The organism is Flavobacterium sp. PLA-DH12 (genome assembly GCF_059511845.1).
Map to the genome: position 1 here is coordinate 157,646 of NZ_JCAMPD010000007.1, position 17,669 is coordinate 175,314.

At 35.2% G+C, this 17,669-nt stretch carries 9 protein-coding genes and 1 tRNA gene; 9 read left to right on the forward strand and 1 reads right to left on the reverse strand.

The genetic code is table 11. The features are described from left to right. Positions 1–5: 5 nt before the first annotated feature. From AC5ZCW_RS15225 to AC5ZCW_RS15260, 8 genes are all read left to right on the forward strand, one after another. Positions 6–1,973, forward strand: a complete 1,968-nt coding sequence (locus AC5ZCW_RS15225; protein WP_496120733.1) for a T9SS type A sorting domain-containing protein — start codon at positions 6–8, stop codon at positions 1,971–1,973. A gap of 69 nt (positions 1,974–2,042) precedes the next feature. Then, positions 2,043–11,846, forward strand: coding sequence for a SpvB/TcaC N-terminal domain-containing protein (locus AC5ZCW_RS15230; protein WP_496120734.1), 9,804 nt, complete (start codon positions 2,043–2,045; stop codon positions 11,844–11,846). Further along, complete coding sequence (locus AC5ZCW_RS15235) at positions 11,843–12,409, forward strand: hypothetical protein (RefSeq protein ID WP_343542815.1); 567 nt, start codon at positions 11,843–11,845, stop codon at positions 12,407–12,409. The genes AC5ZCW_RS15230 and AC5ZCW_RS15235 overlap by 4 nt, the downstream gene beginning before the upstream one ends. Before the next feature lie 16 nt (positions 12,410–12,425). Then, on the forward strand, positions 12,426–12,866 hold the full coding sequence (locus tag AC5ZCW_RS15240; protein WP_109192007.1) for a hypothetical protein: 441 nt from the start codon (positions 12,426–12,428) through the stop codon (positions 12,864–12,866). Positions 12,867–13,323: 457 nt separating this feature from the next. Beyond that, positions 13,324–14,244 (forward strand): RHS repeat domain-containing protein, encoded by a 921-nt coding sequence (locus tag AC5ZCW_RS15245; RefSeq protein WP_496120735.1) that lies wholly within the window; start codon positions 13,324–13,326, stop codon positions 14,242–14,244. A 12-nt stretch (positions 14,245–14,256) separates the two neighbouring features. After that, entirely contained in the window at positions 14,257–14,733 is a 477-nt protein-coding gene (locus tag AC5ZCW_RS15250; protein WP_281631306.1) for a hypothetical protein, read from the forward strand. Positions 14,734–14,950: 217 nt separating this feature from the next. After that, entirely contained in the window at positions 14,951–15,865 is a 915-nt protein-coding gene (locus tag AC5ZCW_RS15255) for an RHS repeat-associated core domain-containing protein (protein ID WP_281631307.1), read from the forward strand. Between the two features lie 18 nt (positions 15,866–15,883). Next, a complete protein-coding gene (locus tag AC5ZCW_RS15260) occupies positions 15,884–16,279 on the forward strand; it encodes a hypothetical protein (RefSeq protein ID WP_496120736.1) in 396 nt (131 codons plus the stop codon). Between the two features lie 151 nt (positions 16,280–16,430). Here the strand turns inward: AC5ZCW_RS15260 and AC5ZCW_RS15265 are convergent. Continuing rightward, positions 16,431–16,503: transfer RNA gene (locus tag AC5ZCW_RS15265), tRNA-Met, on the reverse strand. A 117-nt stretch (positions 16,504–16,620) separates the two neighbouring features. On the opposite strand from AC5ZCW_RS15265, the gene era reads away from it, so the two are divergent. Then, positions 16,621–17,502: a GTPase Era gene (gene era / locus AC5ZCW_RS15270; RefSeq protein WP_177210694.1), complete on the forward strand. Its 882-nt coding sequence runs from the start codon at positions 16,621–16,623 to the stop codon at positions 17,500–17,502. The last annotated feature ends 167 nt before the right edge of the window (positions 17,503–17,669 follow it).

Here is a 17,669-nt window from a genome sequence, read left to right on the forward strand (position 1 = left end):
AGAATATGAATAAAAGGATTTTTTTATTGGTAAACTTAACAGCATTTCTAATTGTGAATGCTGTCTTTTCGCAGGAAAAAATAGTTCCAGGAGCAGTTTCAGAACCTTTTTTTTGGATTAAATCCAGAAATACGGGAGAGAGTTACTATTGGGAAAGTCTCGTAAACAATAAAGAAGCAAAGGTGCCTGTAAAGAAATACAATGGCGCTGCTTTTAATTTTAATCCCAGTATTGTTATTGATACGGATCAGGATTCTTTAATTGTGCCTCTTGGCTCAGATAGTAAAAGGCGCCAGACACTTTTTATGGTATACAAAGTAAAGGACAGTCTGAAAGAACAATTTTTATGGACGATTAATGATCCTCAAAAAATAATTTCGGCTGCGACAAACAAACGTTTGGTTGACTTAAAAAAATATTCTTACCAGTCTTATCAGGAAAAGATAAAGCCTCATAAAGCCAATATTCATTTTTTTCAGCAGAATGTAACTGATAGCGTTGCAAAACTGTCTTCATTAACTATTGGCCAGAAATCAAAAATGGAGAAATTGCCGCCAGAAGATTTTAAAGGAAGCATAAGCGAAATCTTGATTTACAACCGCGTTTTATCTGGTTTAGAAACGCAGAAAGCGGCGAGTTATTTAGCCATTAAATACGGAATTTCACTTTCTCAGTTTGACAATAAAAACTATTTAAACAGTAAAGGAGAAAAGATCTGGGATGCAGAAAAACACAAAGGATTTACGTCGTCAATTACCGCAGTCGGACGTGACGACGCGAGCGGTTTGCTGCAAACCAAAAGCAGCAATATGATAGAAGAAGGAATGATGACGTTTGAAGTAAAAAGTAAATCGGACAAGATTCCTAATGATTATTTTGCTTTTTGGAGCGATAACGGAAAGAATCTCTTAGTTAAAAAGCAAGAGCAAGGAGAACCAATCGGAGTTTCTAGAGAATGGCAGCTGGATTATGCGAACCCAAGTGATCTTAGTTTAGACTGGACATTTAATCCTGCTTTTATAAAAGGAACACTGCCAAAAGACACTTATTACTGGCTTTTAGTTGATTATTCTGGAAAGGGAACTTATGATGAAAACGATTCAGAATACATTCGTTTAGGAAGTACTTCCAGCACAGAAAAATTGGTTTTAAAAGATTTTGACTGGAATAAACAGAAATCTGGGACAGCAAAATTTACCTTAAAAGTAGCCCCGCAAATGTTCAGCAGAGTTTGGATAACCGAAGCACTTTGTGGCGTTTCAGGATCTGGCGAATTAAATTATACCATTGAAGGTGGAGAAGCTCCTTTTACGGTTACAGTTAAAAAGGAAGGCAGTGAAGCAGTTGTAAAACAATGGAGTCAAGCTGCAAAAAGTCAGACCGGCGTGCAGCTTTCATCAGGAACTTATGATTATATCGTAAAAGATAAAAAAGGAAATCTGTATTCAGAAACCGTATTTGTGGCAGATAAGGAAGGAACTTTTCCTAATCTAAAATCAGATTATCTGCTGACAGATGGAAATGCGCTTCTTTTGGATGCCAGTGCAGCTCTGCCGTCTGGAAATTATCAATACCAATGGTTTTATGAAGGGAATTTTATAGATGACAATCCGAAGATATTAATCGATCAGCCTGGTAATTATGAGCTTCGATTAATAAACGGGCAGGAATGTAAAACGTCTAAAATGATTGCTGTAGCGACAGATGGAAAAGAAATTACAGATTCTAGTATCTTGATTTTATATCCGAATCCAACTCGAGACGGAAAGTTTGCAATTGCGATGCAGTTTCCTAAAAAGACCGACGCAACGATTCGTATTTATTCTTTGACGGGATCACTTTTAAAAGAGAAAAAATACAATCAGATTGAAACTTACCTGCATGAAGATAATATAAAAGAACCGTCAGGAATGTATTTGGTTAATGTGAGTTCAGATTTTGGAAATAAGACTTTTAAAGTAATTGTGAAATAATTAGACAAAGAAAGTATTTGTCAAATTCAATAATATAAACCGATTGCCTCAAATCGATTTAATCTACTTATGAAAAATAGAATTATAGTATTGGTATTTTTAATAGGAGCATTTTTGTTTGCCGCTAATATCAGCGAATATAAAATAGCTTCTCTGTTTTCTGAAAACACAGTGGAAGAAAAGGGAGTTTCAGTCTCTGATTCTACGGTTGTTCAAAAAAATGAAAATAAAACCACAAAGTTATTCGCAGCTGATATTAAAGAAGGTATAATTGGTGTTGATAATCCTGAGGATATTGATGATGCCTACGATAATGTTTTTCATTTAAAAGTAGATGAACTTCCCGCACAAAATGAAAACGCTTATTTAGAATACGAATTATTCGGTTACGATCAAGCAGCCTCAATTTCCAGAAGTTTAAATAACCAGCCCAGTATTGGCGGGCAATTTTTGTCTTATAACAAAGCATGGACTAGTCAGTCTGAATTATTATCTGAAAAATCATTGCGAAAAGGAGATAACGTGCTTTTGTTTACAGCGCCTGAAGGAACTGCGAATGGATACAAAATTAAAAATGTACGAATAGTATATAAAAACGGAAATCAGAATTCCAATTTTACGCTTTTAAAAGCAGCTGATAAATTATATATCAAAGGAACTAATTTTCCTTCTCAGTTAAAAAAAATGACTATTGCCGGAATTACGGTAGATGTCACTCAGCCGGAATTTGAATTGGTTTTGGATGCTGAAAAGATCGGAGAATCTTTCTCAGTTTTAAAGGAAACTGCTTCGGGAGTTATTCTAAATGAAGAAATAAAAGTAAAGCAATTTTCTAATGTAGAAAGTTTCAGACCAATTGAGAGTGCAAAAGAACGTGTTTCAAAAATCATCAATTTTGAAACAGCTAATGCTTTAGAATATAAAGATTTCTTGGCTGTTTTTCCTGCCGGAGCTTTAAAAAATAATGTAAAAGTATCGGTAAGCGGTTTACGTAAAATTGATATTGCGCCATTAAACTCGGCAATGGTAAATGTGACCGCTGTAAATGCAGGTTTTCGTTTACTGCCACACGGAACTATTTTTGAGAAAGCCGTAACACTTTCACTTCCTTACGATAAAAAAACAATTCCCGAAGGTTATACAGAAAAAGACATCAATGTATTTTATTTTGACGAGAACAAACGTCTTTGGCAGGAAGTAACCAAAGATTCTCTTGACATCAAACAAGGAATTATTAAGGCCAAAACAACCCATTTCACAGATTTTATTGCGGGAATTATCAAAATGCCCGAATCGCCTGAAACTTCGGGTTACACGCCAACAAGCATTAAAGATCTAAAAGCGGCCAGTCCCTTGGTAGGAATCCAATCTATTGCACCGCCTTCGGCAAACGGAAGAGGAACCATGAGTACAGGTTTTTCCATCGTTATTCCGAATGGGCGAGGAGGTATGCAACCGTCTTTTAACTTACAGTATGATAGTGATGGCGGACACAGCTGGGCAGGAATGGGCTGGGATATTTCGGCGCCGGCAGTAAGTATTGAAACACGCTGGGGTGCACCAAGATATGATGCAGTTAATGAAACAGAAAGTTATGCTGTTGCAGGAGAAGCTTTGATTCCGAACTCACATAGAGCAGAATGGATTGCCAGAACTGCTGATAAGCAGTTTTATCCAAGAAGAGAAGGTGCTTTTCAGCAGATTATCCGTAAAGGATCATCTCCTAAAAACTATTATTGGGTTGTAAAAGATAAGAGTGGTGTTGCGAGTTATTATGGCGGAACACCATCTGGATTATCTGCTAATGGTGTTTTACAGGACGCAAATGGAAATATCGGACATTGGGCACTTTGTCTTCAAGTCGATTTAAAAGGGAATACAGTGGAGTACGAATACGACAAACGCGATGGCGAATTGTATCTTAAAAAAGTATATTATACTGGTTCTGGATCGCAAAAAGGAAATTACAGTGTCACTTTCGTAAAAAACTCAGATCTTGGTGAAGCAAACCGAGCAGATGTTCAGGTTTCGGCCAGATTAGGTTTTAAACAGCTGAACAATCAATTATTACGAAAAATAGAAGTCCGTTACAAAAATGACTTGGTTCGCAGTTACGAATTGAAATTTAAAGAAGGTGCTTTCAAAAAGACTTTGCTAGAGTCCATTTCAGAATACGATTCAGAGTCTAAACTGTTTTATACGAATAAATTAGATTACTTTGATGATGTTCGTGACGCATCAGGAAAATACAGTCCGTTTGGAGCAGAACAAGTTTGGAATGTTCCAAATGATAATTTAAAAAATAGCTCGATTCCAGCTTTCAGCGATGTGCTTTTTTCAGGAAAACACTCTTTAGTCAGCAGTTCAGAAGGAGCTACAAATGGCGTAAGCTACCGTCTTGGAATTGGTTTGGCAACTAATGCAGGAAGTTTGAAAGGCTTTACGGTTGGAGGTCACGGAGGAAACAGTTGGGGATCATCTGATACAGCAGTAAGTCTAGAAGATTTAGATGGTGACGGATTACCAGACAAAGTTTTCAAGAATAAAAATGGGGTTTATTACCGAAAAAATTTGGCTGGTTCTGGACAATTAGGTTTTGGTGAACTACAAGAAATTAATATTAGTGAAGTTGGATTTTCAAAATCAACTTCATTCAATTGGGGTGTCGACTTAAATCTGAAATATGGAAATATTGGTTACGATCAGCAAAGATCTACCAATAAAACTAAAGCGTATTTTATGGATTTTAATGGAGACGGTTTGGTAGATTTTGTTAAAAACGGACAAGTATATTATAACCGATTGGAGAATGGAGTACCAACTTTTAGAAATAGCAGTACAGGAACACCTTCGCCCGTTTTTGGAGGAGGAGATATAACAATTCCAGGTTTTACTACGATTTCTGCAGAAGAAATCGAAAAACAGAATCCACTTCATGATGTGGTGCGTATGTGGGAAGCGCCTGTAAAAGGAATAGTGTCTGTTTCGCATCAATACCAATTAATTGAAGATACCACTCCTGATGGAATAAAAGCTCGTGCAGCATACGTAAATAATGCAGGAAATGATAAAGCAGACGGTGTTCATTTGTATTTTCAAAAAGGAAACCAATTGCTATGGAATGAGGCGATCGGTCCAAAAGATTATGCTATTAAAACGAAACAAAATACTGGAATTGCAGTAGAAAAAGGAGAACGACTATACTTTAGAGTAAGTTCGGTAAAGGATGGAAATTTTGATGCTGTAAATTGGAATCCTGTTGTCACTTATTCGCAAGTAAAACATTTTGACCGCGGTTTAAGTGGAAATGTGACGGAGACCGATTTTATAATTCCTGCCACTTTAAAAGATGTCAATGAGTATTCTTTGGCTTCATATAATGCAAATGCAGATTTTTTCAGCAGTTCTGTTGCAGGAAAAACAATTGCTACTGCTGGCAACGTTGTATTAAAAGGAATTTTAAACAAACCAGTAACATCAGATCATATTAAATTGGTTATTACGAAAAACTATTTGGATCAAACCAATCCAGCTGTAGTTGTTTTTGAAAAGACTTTTTTAGCAAATGAAGTAGCATCATTTAATTTAGCGTCAGTAAATCTTCCTGCATTTGAAGCCGAAACACAGATTAGTTTGGCTCTTCAAACCGAAACCAACATCAATTGGCAAACTATTTCTTTTGCTCCAACGGTTACAGTGCCAGCTTATGCAGGTGGTGTTGCAGAAGAAGTTCCTATGGAAGTTTCACATACTTTATACAATAAAAGAGAAGGAAATTATAATATTCCAGGAATAACTTCAACAGTAAACGGAAAAGTAAAACTGAGCATATTGCCACAGGATTTAGTGTTGGCGACACCTTTCCAATATCCTGGAAATATTAATAATTATAATGGAGATGTAATTATTTCGGCTAAACAAAATAATGTTTTATTGGCACGCAATCGTTACAGAATCACAGCAGGAACCATGGTTTTAGTGAATAATACCTTTGATAATGCGGTCAACTATCCTGATGCTGTTTTAGGAACTCCAATTCAATTGGAAATGACGGTTTCTAATGCGCAGTCTGTGACCATTATTAAAAACTATCCAAAAACCAATGCCTTAAATATTCAAGTTCAGATTACCGATTTAAAGGATATAGCCGATTTAACAGATGATGTAATTTCAAATACTGCAACAGATGATTTTGCCATTTATAGTCTTTTAAACGCTGATGAAAGAACTTTCGGTTTGTACCATCGTCAATGGGGCGGATTTGTGATTAACGGAAATTTAGCTTCCAATACTATTGATCAAACGCTTTTAAAACAGTCAGATGCTTACAATACAGAACCAGATTTAAACAATACAGATCCTGATAATTATGATGGAAAAGGTTATGAAATTGCTGATAGTTATTTTGTATCATTAAATCCGTCTTATAGTAAATACAAATGGGAAGGTCTAGAAGAAGGAATTTACATTAAAGGACAAACCATCGGGACATCGAGATTAGGAGAAGATGATATTGCTGATTATACCGATTTTACTCTTCCGAATTTGCAGGGAGGAAGCACTTCTGCTTTAGATATGATCAGCGAAAGTAAAAGTAAAAGTATTTCTGGGGGAGTTTCTGCAGGAGGTTCAGCAAGTTTTGGATACAGTAAATCGATTGACGGAGATTCGTATATGACCCAGACCATGAGCGATTTTAATGGTGACCGTTTTCCAGATTATATTCGTGGAGGAAATATACAATTGACAGCGCCTGTCGGAAAAGTTTCGGACCAAATCGTAAATATTGGAGATAATTTCAGTCATTCTAGAACAAGCTCTGAAGGACCTAATTTTGGTGGAAGCTACAGTCACGGTGCGCCATCCAATTCTATGAGTGTTACGGTGGCAAAATCGAAAGTAAAAGGAGATTCTGCAAAAGAAACGGCCTCAAAAGAAGCTGAAAAAGGAGGAAACAGCATTTCTGTGAGTGCTTCACAGGGTAAAGGTGAGGACCGTTCTGTACTGATTCATAGTGATATTAATGGCGATGGACTGCCAGATAAAATAACAGAATCTGGAGATGTGTTTTTAAATACAGGTTACGGCTTTTTGCCAGCAGAAAAATGGAACTTAGCGAGTATCAACAAAGGAAACTCTACAGATTGGAGTGCAGGTTTAGGATACAGCATTAAACAGGGATCAATTTCTGGTGGAGCCAATTATGCCAGATCACAGTCGGATAGTGATGAATCTTTTATGGATATTAATGGTGACGGACTTGCAGATAAGATTAGATATGTAGGCAGCACTATGTTGGTTTCTTTAAACTTAGGAAACTCGTTTGATGCGCCGGTTGTGTATCCTAGATTTCCAGAAATGAGTCAGAATAAAGGCGTGAGTTATGGATTAAATGCAAATGTATCATTGGATATAATTGCTTGGTTCTTACGTATTACACCAACAATAGGAGGAAGTAAAGGCTGGAGTACCAACCGTTCTGAAGGTACTTTTATGGATATCGACGGCGATGGAAATTTAGATTATGTAGTTTCTAAAGATGATGGTCATTTAACAGCACAATTGTCCAACATCAAAAGAACCAACAAACTAAAAAGCGTTACAAATGGCGCGGGAAACAGTTATACGGTAGATTACGAATTACTAAAACCAAGCTACGAAAACCCTTCAGCAAAATGGGTTTTACAAAGTGTTGATGTTTTTGACGGACATACTGGTGACGGAATTGATCATTCTATTGCCAAATTCAGATACGAAGACGGTTATCAGGATCGTCGTGAAAGAGAGTTTTACGGTTTCGGAAAAGTAATTCAAGAGCAGATTGATGCGGTAGACAATTCGGTTTTTATGACGACTGTTCAGGAATTTTACAATCAGGATTATTTCAGAAAAAATCTGTTGAAACACAGTTATACGTTAGACAAAAACGGAAAAATACGCCAAGAGTCTGAAAATGAATATAGTTTTATAGATGTGGCAACACAGGCGAGCGTTCCCGTTTCAGAATTGAATTTACCTTCTTGCGATGCCAAACGTATTTTTGTTGGATTAATTCATGCCAATCAGAAAGTCTATGAAGGCGGTAGCGATTATCTGGAAACGAATACTTTTAATACGTATGATGCTAACGGAAACATTATTCAATACGAAGATTTAGGCAACGGTGCCGCGGCTGATAAAGTAAGCGCAAAAATCAGTTATTACGAAAGTACAACGCCTTATTTTGGCGGTATTCCAAAACAATTAGAAGTATTTACAACCGATGGTCTGCGCCGAAAAAGAGCGACAACGATTAATACAACAACTGCCGAAGTGACGCAGATTAAAAATTACGCTTCAGCAGATAAAATTGCGATTACCGATATCGCATACGATGCATACGGAAACTTGCAGAAAATTACAGGTCCTTCAAATCACAAAGACCAGCGTATGACTTTAGAATATGTATACGATGCAGAAAATCATCAGTACATGACGGAGATTAAAGATGCTTTTGGTTATCAAAACAAAATGGAATACAATTACCGTTTTGGAGTACCAGTTAAAACAACAGACCGTAACGATCAAAGTACAGATTATACTTTGGATACAAAAGGCCGTATTGCAACGATTCGTGCGCCTTATGAAATTGCTTCGGGTAAACCGTATACGATTGCTTATGAGTACTTCCCAGAAGCCAAAGTGCCGTATGCCAAAACCAGAAATTACGATCCAGAATTGGATAAAGATATTGAGACTTATACTTATACAGACGGATTAGGAAGAGCTTTGCAGGTTAAAAAAACTGCCAGTTTATTTACCGCTGCAGGAAGCGCCGATCAAGAAGCGCATATTATTTCTGGAAAAGTAATTTATGATGGATTAGGAAGAGCTATAACCAGTTATTACCCGACCACAAGTACAACTTTAGACAATAATTTCAGTACGGCAGTTTCTACTGTTGCACCAACGAAAACAGACTATGATGAGGTAAACCGCCCCATAAAAGTAACCTTGCCAGACGGAAGTTCCAATACTACAGTTTTCGCTTTGGAAAGTTATGATGGTCTTCCAGTATTAAAAACTACACAAACCGACGCATTAAACAAAACCAATACAACGTATACCGATGCTACAGGACAGAATGTAGCCAGTATGCAAAACGATTTGACAACGAAATTTGATACTAATGCATTAGGCGAAATGATCAAAGTTACCGATGCCATGGATCATATCACCAAAAGTACGTACGATTGGCTCGGAAGACGCATCGAATTTACGCATCCAGATGCTGGAACAACGAAAATGGAATATGATTTAGCGGGTAATTTGACTACTCGTATTACACAAGACATTAAAAATACAGTTCCTAATGGTGGCGCTATACAATACGTGTACAATTACAACCGTTTAGAGAGTATTAAATATCCTAAAAACCCGCAGAACAACGTGCAGTACAATTATGGTAAAGCAGACGGCACACCATCTCGCCGAGGCAGATTGTGGTTTGTACAAGATGCCAGCGGTGGTCAGGAATTTTTCTATGGTAAACTAGGAGAGGTGGAAAAAGAAATTCGAACCCTCCGTATTACGCCTACAGATATACAGACTTATATTTCTCAATACGAATATGATACTTGGAACAGAATCCAGAAAATGATATATCCAGATGGCGAAGTGGTAGAATATACCTATAACCGCGCAGGAAACTTGCAAAGCATGCAGGGTAAAAAAGAAAGCCATACCTACGATTACATCAAACAATTGAGTTATGATGAATTTGAACAGCGCAAATATTTAAAATACGGAAACGACACCGAAACCAATTATACTTACGATCCTGTTATGCGCAGATTACAGCAGCTGCAGGTAAAAAGCGGTTCAAGACAGGTTATGAATAATGCCTACGGTTATGATTTGGTCGGAAATGTATTGAGTATAAAAAATACAGCGCCAATCGTTAATAATACTTTGGGAGGAACTGCTTCGCACGAATACCAGTACGATGATTTTTACCGTTTAAAATCTGCTAAAGCAGTTTATCAAGGCGAGTTTACCAAAGCGAGTTATGAGCTGAATATGAGCTATAACAAAATGCATAATATTATTAAGAAAGATTTGGTGCATATTGTAAATAATGAGCAAAAAGGATATGTATTAGATTATAATTACGACAACGAACTGCACCCTAACGCACCGAACAAAATTGCAGAAGCAGGAAAAGTACAGCCAAGAGAATATGTGTATGATGGAAACGGAAACCCGACAAGCTATACCGAAGAAAAGAATTTCAGAAAAATGACTTGGGACGAAGAAAACCGTTTAATGGGAATTAACGATAACGGAAGAATTCACCAATATACTTATGATGCAGGAGGAGAAAGAGTAATAAAAAGTTCAGGCGACTCGCAGAATGTAGCCATAAACGGTGAAACAGCCGCAACCATTGTTCATACAGATGATTACACAGGTTATGTTTCGCCATATTTTGTAATAAGCAAAGGGAAATTTACCAAGCACTATTTTGAAGGAGCAGGACGTATCGTGAGTAAACTGGGCAACGGAGCTTTTGCACAGCCTTTAAAAATAACAGCAGGAGGCGTTAATTACGGCAAGCTTACAGCAGAACAGCAAAAAGCATTAGATATCTATGTGAAAAGTTTAGGAGTGCCTCCTGGACCGCCAACCCAACAGGGTATCTATGCAACGCCAGAATTTACAGGCGACCCGTACCCAAGTGAAGTACTAAAACCTGTAGAAGAAAACCAAGAACCGCCTGCAGGTTGGCCAAGAAATCCAATTTTTAATGCACCAGGCGATGTGCCAGGACCGCCGGTACAATTTGGACCGCCAGTAGAACCTGAAACTGTAAAAGGAGGAGAAGGTTTTACCGGAACAGGAATGCCAGAAAATGATATTTTCTATTTCCATCCTGATCATTTGGGAAGTACTTCGTATATTACCAACAAAAATGGCTCTATTTCGCAGCACGTGGAATACATTGCTTATGGAGAGGTTTTGTTTGAGGAGCATAGTTCTTCGTTTAGTTCTCCTTATTTATTTAATGGTAAGGAGTTGGATAGGGAGACTAATTTGAGTTATTATGGAGCGAGGTATTATGACGCGAAGACTAGTTTATGGTTGAATATTGATCCTTTGGCGGAGAAAATGCCAGCTTATGGTACTTATGTATTCAATTTTAATAACCCAGTTCGTTTTACTGATCCAACAGGTTTAGAAGGAGAAGATAGTATTGATCCACCGAGTAAGAAAAAAGATTTTGATCTATCTAAACAGGATGGTTTTTATAGAAGACATGGGGATTACGTGAATTCTGATTCAAAAGGTTTTTCGGGTGTTACTATTGGCTATAATAAAGAAAAAAAGAATTTTTCCACTAAAAGTAATGTGAAATTATTTAATGTTGAAGGTAAAAATGTAAGCGGTCGATATTCTAAGTCACTTTCTGCAAAAGCTAGAGGGATTCACGGGGAAACGAAAAATAGATTAGGCACTGAAGACTTTAATATTTTCTATAATGCGGAAGGCTCTGTTTTATATGCTGAAGCAACTGCAGATAATGGTATATTAACAGGAGAGACGGGGAAATATGGATTTAATTTTGGAGGAGGTGCTGAAGCAGGAGCATTTAAAGGAGAAGTGAATTCTGGAGTAACTTATTTTGGTTTTAAAATGGCAACAACTAAAGGAGGGTGTATTGAATGTGTAGGTGCTGCAGCAAACGTTGGAATATATTTTGATGCTAAAAAAGGAAATTTGGTAATAAAGGGCACTGAAATGTTGGGTCTCGAAATTGGAGCAAAACTTGGAGTTTTGGTAGAGATACCGATCGTAAAAATCACAGAAAAAGTAGTTAAAACATTTAATAAATGATAAAGTTGTCTAAACAAGCTAATAAATTAGCTTTGTGTTGTATTTTGGGAGCATTTATTCTAATATTTATATTAGGCTCTTTGGATTTATGGGGAATAGATTTTAATAAGAAGATTGTTGATTTTTTTAAAACGGCGCTCCTTGTTTCGCTTCCTTTTTTAGGTTATTGGGCTGCAATCAAATTGGTTAATCCGAAAGGTATCAGTAACGTAAATTTGTTATCGAATACAAAAAAAATCAGAGTCAGTTGCTACACAACAAAAGGTTTTATAGAACGTAATAATCAGATATCTTTTGTGAGGTTTTTTTTTGACGATCAAGTTATCTATATGTATTTTAGTAATTTCATAGGTATATATGAAGGACCCTTTTATATTAAAAGAGAGATTGAAGCTGAATCCGGTATGTTTTATATAGATTCGATAAGTACTTATGCAAATGGTGAATTAACAATTGTAGTAAAACCTAAAAATTCATTAGATCCTTTTTATAAGTTAGTTTTAAAAAATGTTACTAAACCCGATTATGATTTGCTTATAGAGAATAGTAATAAAATTTTATAAAAATTAAATATTAACAATGAAAAGAATATTAATAATTACGACATTTTTTTTCTGTAAATTGACATATTCACAAGTGTCATCAGATGAAATTATCAAAAATTTTTTTGCTGAGTATTCAAAAAGTCCATCTAGGGCAGTGGAAAAAATTTACAATACAAATACTTGGACAATGAGGATGACCGATGGGATTGAAGAAATGAAAAATGAAGTTAATAAGCTTACTGTTGATTATGTAGGGAAATATTATGGAAACGAGTTAATAGTAAAAAAACAACTATCAGATAGCTTTATTTTGTACTCCTACATGCTTAAATATGATAGGCAACCAATTAGATTTATTTTTAAGCTGTACAAGCCAAATGATAAATGGATTTTATTTTCATTAAAAATTGATGATTCCTTAGATGATGAAATTGAACAAGCTGCGAAAATTTTTAATTTAAATTTAGATAAATAATTTATTTTTAAGTTAAAAGCATTTTAACGGAGTAAATAATTATACTTCGGGTAATGTTTCAGATTAGGTGTTTTTATAAAAAAGTACTGTAAATAGCTGATAAAGAATTAAACGTTAGTGAAATTTACATAAAATTGAGACGACCCGTTGGTCGTCTCTTTTGTTTTTTTGCTTTTAATGAGCCTTAAAATTACAGTACCCAAGCGAGGTCATTAAACCCGTAGAAGAAAACCAAGAACCTCCAGCAGGCTGGCCGAGAAATCCAGTTTTCAATGCACCCGGTGATGTTCCTGGACCGCCAGTACAATTTGGCCCACCTATAGAACCAGAAACCGTAAAATCTGGGGAAGGTTTTACCGGAACAGGAATGCCAGAAAATGATATTTTCTATTTCCATCCGGATCATTAAGGAAGTACTTCGTATATTACAACCAAAAACGGAAGCATTAGCCAGCATGTGGAGTATATTGCTTTTGGGGAGGTTTTGTTTGAGGAGCATTCGTCTAGTTTTTCTTCGCCTTATTTGTTTAATGGGAAGGAGCTGGATAGGGAAACGAATTTAAGTTATTATGGGGCTAGGTATTATGACGCGAAGACAAGTTTGTGGTTGAATGTTGATCCGCTGGCTTTATATAATCCTATATTTGAAGAAGAATTTTATTTTGATGGACAACATAATGGAGGGGTTTTTTATAGTGGAAATCTAAGCTCTTACATCTACTGCTATCAAAATCCAATCAAATACATTGACCCAAATGGGAAACAAACTGAAGTTACAAATAATGGAACTATTTTTAATGCTAACAAAAATACTAAGATAGATCCTTTGTTACGAGGAGTTGACAGAATAACAGAACAATCTCATATAAGAACGAATGCTTCAATATATAAAAATGCATTAAATCAAAAACAGGAGAAAAATACAACACATATTTATTCTCACGGATGGTATACTGATGGAGATAAAAACTCTAAAGGATTTTCTTATTTATCAATTTTTTACGAAAAAGAACAAAAACATTTTGCTATTCGGAATACTGAAGATTTAAAAAATTGGCTTGCAAGTAATAATGTTAAAAGTGATTTTTTATCTAAAAAAGATGAAATATTAATACTTCACGGATGCAGAAGTGCTTACGGAGAGAATTCAATAGCAGAAACACTTTCTAAGGAAAATAAAAATACAGGTTTAATTACCGTGGGGGCTACTGGAAATGTACTATATGATGAAAAAGGAGAATATATGGGTACAGCATCTAATGGTACTAAAAATAAAGGTTCTTGGAATGTCTATAAAAATGGTAAAGTAATTAAATCATTTCCATGGAATTGGAAGCCAAATAGTAAAGACGTAAAAAATATAATCGATAGTAAATAAATTAATATTCAAATGAAAATTTCTTCTATTCTAATAAGTTTAATCTTTCTTAGTTGTGTTAAAGATAAAAAACAAAACTCTTTTTATGACAAAGTAGAATATTATCATAGTGATCATTATAATATTCCTGGTCCACCAGATGGAACTAAAAAATTTGATATTTATTATTCTGATTTTGTGGAAAAAAAAGCTAAAACTACTTATGAAAACCTATCGCATTTTGGATTTGTAAAAATTGAAATTAGTAATAACTTCTCAGAAAAGATAGATGATTTTTTTACAAATCAAAATCCGGGAAAATATTATCCAGATTATAAATGTTTAAATTGTTACCAAGATATTTTAATCTTTTATAAAAAAAATAAAATGATTGGTGTTGCAAAGTTTGATTTTAGGTGTAATAAATATTGTTACTCTAATTTTAATTCTGATAAAATAATTTATCTAAAGAAGGATTGTTTAAAATATAGAAATTTATTTAAAGAATAAATTTAGAAAAAAAAACGATCACGCGGATATATCCGCCTTTCCCTCGCTCCCGCACGAATCCTTTCGTGAGGCGCAAAGATAATCGATAAAGAATAGCAAAAATAGAACCTCGCAAGTTGCGAGGTTTTTTGTGTTTTATAGTTAGACTTATTATTTTTCTGATCATTTAGGAAGTACTTCGTATATTACAACCAAAAACGGAAGCATTAGCCAGCATGTGGAGTATATTGCTTTTGGGGAGGTTTTGTTTGAGGAGCATTCGTCTAGTTTTTCTTCGCCTTATTTGTTTAATGGGAAGGAGCTGGATAGAGAGACTAATCTTTCTTACTATGGGGCTAGATATTTGGATATGAAGACTTCGCTTTGGTTAACTACAGATCCAAAAATGGAAAAATATCCGCATGAAAGCTCATATATATATTGTGGTAATAATCCTATTGCTTTTGTAGATCCTGATGGAATGGATAGAATTTATAGTGCCTCAGGCAGATTGATTAGAGATACAGGTGTAGGCACTAAAATTATGATACAAACAAAACACGGCTTAAGGTATTTATCAGGACTTGACTATACTAAAAAAGGCACTAGATATGCGGTATCTAGAATAATAGCTAAAGAAGCTTCTTTAAGATGTTACGGAGGGTATTATGGAGTTAGAAATATGGATGAGGAAAATACAGGTGCATATACTAACAGGGCAAATACCATTTGGACAAATACTAAGCAATTAAGGAAAGGAACATATGATGATTACAGAGATTTAGGAAGTATGCTTGATCATGAAGGTAATCCTGATTTTGGGCACAAGGGAGAAACAAACCGTAATAATTACACCTTTGTGAGACATGCAAATGTATATTTAGGGCAGTCACAAACAGACGATTTTAATAGCACAAGCGATGATAATAAATATACAGTAGCTACAGGTTTTGCAAACAGAATGTATAATGCCTATTTGAAAGAAGAGATAAGTTTTGAGGATTTTAAAACTCAAGTAGGTAAATTTAATAAACTTAATGCTAAAAATGGAGTTCAGCTTTTATCAAAATTTGATGGGAATGGTATCAGCGTTCAATTACCAGATGGGTCTCATCCTATTCATTTGAAGACTTTAACTTTTCCAGAAGAATAAATATAAATATACAGAAACATGAAAAAGGTAATTATTTTAAGCCTACTTATCTCGATTGGTTGTACAAATAAGCAAAAAGAATTAGAATATTTAATCTGTAAAGATTCTATCCAATATTGGAATTATGAATGGCCTAGAGATAGAGCTGAGTATTACGGATTTACTTTCAGTTTTGACAAACAGGGGAATGTTTTAAAATATTCTTTTAATAAAGAAAAAAATGAAAGACGATTGTTTACTGACATTCAAAATGATAATAAATGGAGTATAACAAAAGATTCGATTTTAAGTTTTATGGGAGGCAATAAAAAAATTGTAAAAATTACTCCGGATACTATTTATGCAATTAATTTGAAAACGAAAGAAAGAGTAAGTTTCATTAGAGTAAAAGGAAATTTGAATATTAAAAAATAAAACCCCTGCTCTCCGAAGAGTTCTAATGAAATGCAGTGCGAATGTCTCCTGACTTCGCACTGGCAATCTAAATCAAAAATTACTTATTTCTATTAAAGATCGTATTTAAACAAAAAAAAGCTCCAGATTTCTCTGAAGCTTTTTGTCTGTGTAGCGGGAACAGGACTCGAACCTGTGACCTTCGGGTTATGAGCCCGACGAGCTGCCTACTGCTCTATCCCGCGATGTTTCGGGTGCAAAGATACGCCGATTTTTGAGAAATCCAACGAAAACTTTAAAAAATGTTTTATTTTCTGTATTGAGTTGATATGACTACCTTTGCAAAATAAATAAAGCAAAAAATGTCACATAAAGCAGGTTTCGTAAATATTATCGGAAATCCAAATGTTGGAAAATCAACATTGATGAACGCTTTCGTTGGAGAACGATTGTCGATCATTACATCAAAAGCACAAACTACACGTCATAGAATTCTTGGAATTGTAAACGGAGAAGACTTTCAATTGGTTTTGTCTGATACTCCTGGAATCATCAAGCCAGCGTATGAAATGCAGGAATCGATGATGAACTTCGTAAAATCGGCTTTTGAAGATGCTGACATTTTAATCTACATGGTCGAAATAGGCGAGCAGGACCTGAAAGACGAAGACTTCTTCAAGAAAATCATTCATGCTAAGATTCCGGTTTTATTACTTTTAAATAAAATTGACAATTCAAACCAAGAACAATTAGAACAGCAAGTTACTTTCTGGAAAGAGAAAGTGCCAAATGCAGAAATTTTTCCAATTTCGGCATTGCAGAACTTCAACGTTCCTGAGGTCTTCGGAAGGATTATCGAATTATTGCCAGAATCACCACCTTATTATCCAAAAGACCAATTAACAGACAAGCCAGAGCGTTTCTTTGTGAACGAAACCATTCGTGAGAAAATCTTATTGAATTATGCAAAAGAGATTCCGTATGCAGTTGAAATCGTAACAGAAGAATTTCATGAAACCGATTCTATTATCCGAATCCGCTCAGTAATTATGGTTGAACGCGATACACAAAAAGGAATCATCATTGGACATAAAGGTGCAGCGTTGAAAAAAGTAGGAACCGATGCCCGTGCTGATTTAGAGAAATTCTTTGGAAAACAAATTCACATCGAACTTTACGTAAAAGTGAACAAAAACTGGAGAAGTAATGCTAATATGCTGAAACGTTTCGGATATAATCAATAGTTTATAATTGTTTCAAGTTTCAGGTTTCAAGTTAAACGACAGGTATAAAACTTGGCACTTGAAACCTGAAACTTGAAACAGAAAATAATAAAAACTTAGGTACTAAGAAACTTAGCGTCTCAGCAACTTTTTTTAACTACCTTTGCAAAAAATTTAAATAAGGCATT

Coding starts and splice junctions, on each gene's coding strand:
- AC5ZCW_RS15225 (WP_496120733.1), top strand. CDS start 6: ATGAATAAAAGGATTTTTTTATTGGTAAACTTAACAGCATTTCTAATT.
- AC5ZCW_RS15230 (WP_496120734.1), top strand. CDS start 2,043: ATGAAAAATAGAATTATAGTATTGGTATTTTTAATAGGAGCATTTTTG.
- AC5ZCW_RS15235 (WP_343542815.1), top strand. CDS start 11,843: ATGATAAAGTTGTCTAAACAAGCTAATAAATTAGCTTTGTGTTGTATT.
- AC5ZCW_RS15240 (WP_109192007.1), top strand. CDS start 12,426: ATGAAAAGAATATTAATAATTACGACATTTTTTTTCTGTAAATTGACA.
- AC5ZCW_RS15250 (WP_281631306.1), top strand. CDS start 14,257: ATGAAAATTTCTTCTATTCTAATAAGTTTAATCTTTCTTAGTTGTGTT.
- AC5ZCW_RS15260 (WP_496120736.1), top strand. CDS start 15,884: ATGAAAAAGGTAATTATTTTAAGCCTACTTATCTCGATTGGTTGTACA.
- era (WP_177210694.1), top strand. CDS start 16,621: ATGTCACATAAAGCAGGTTTCGTAAATATTATCGGAAATCCAAATGTT.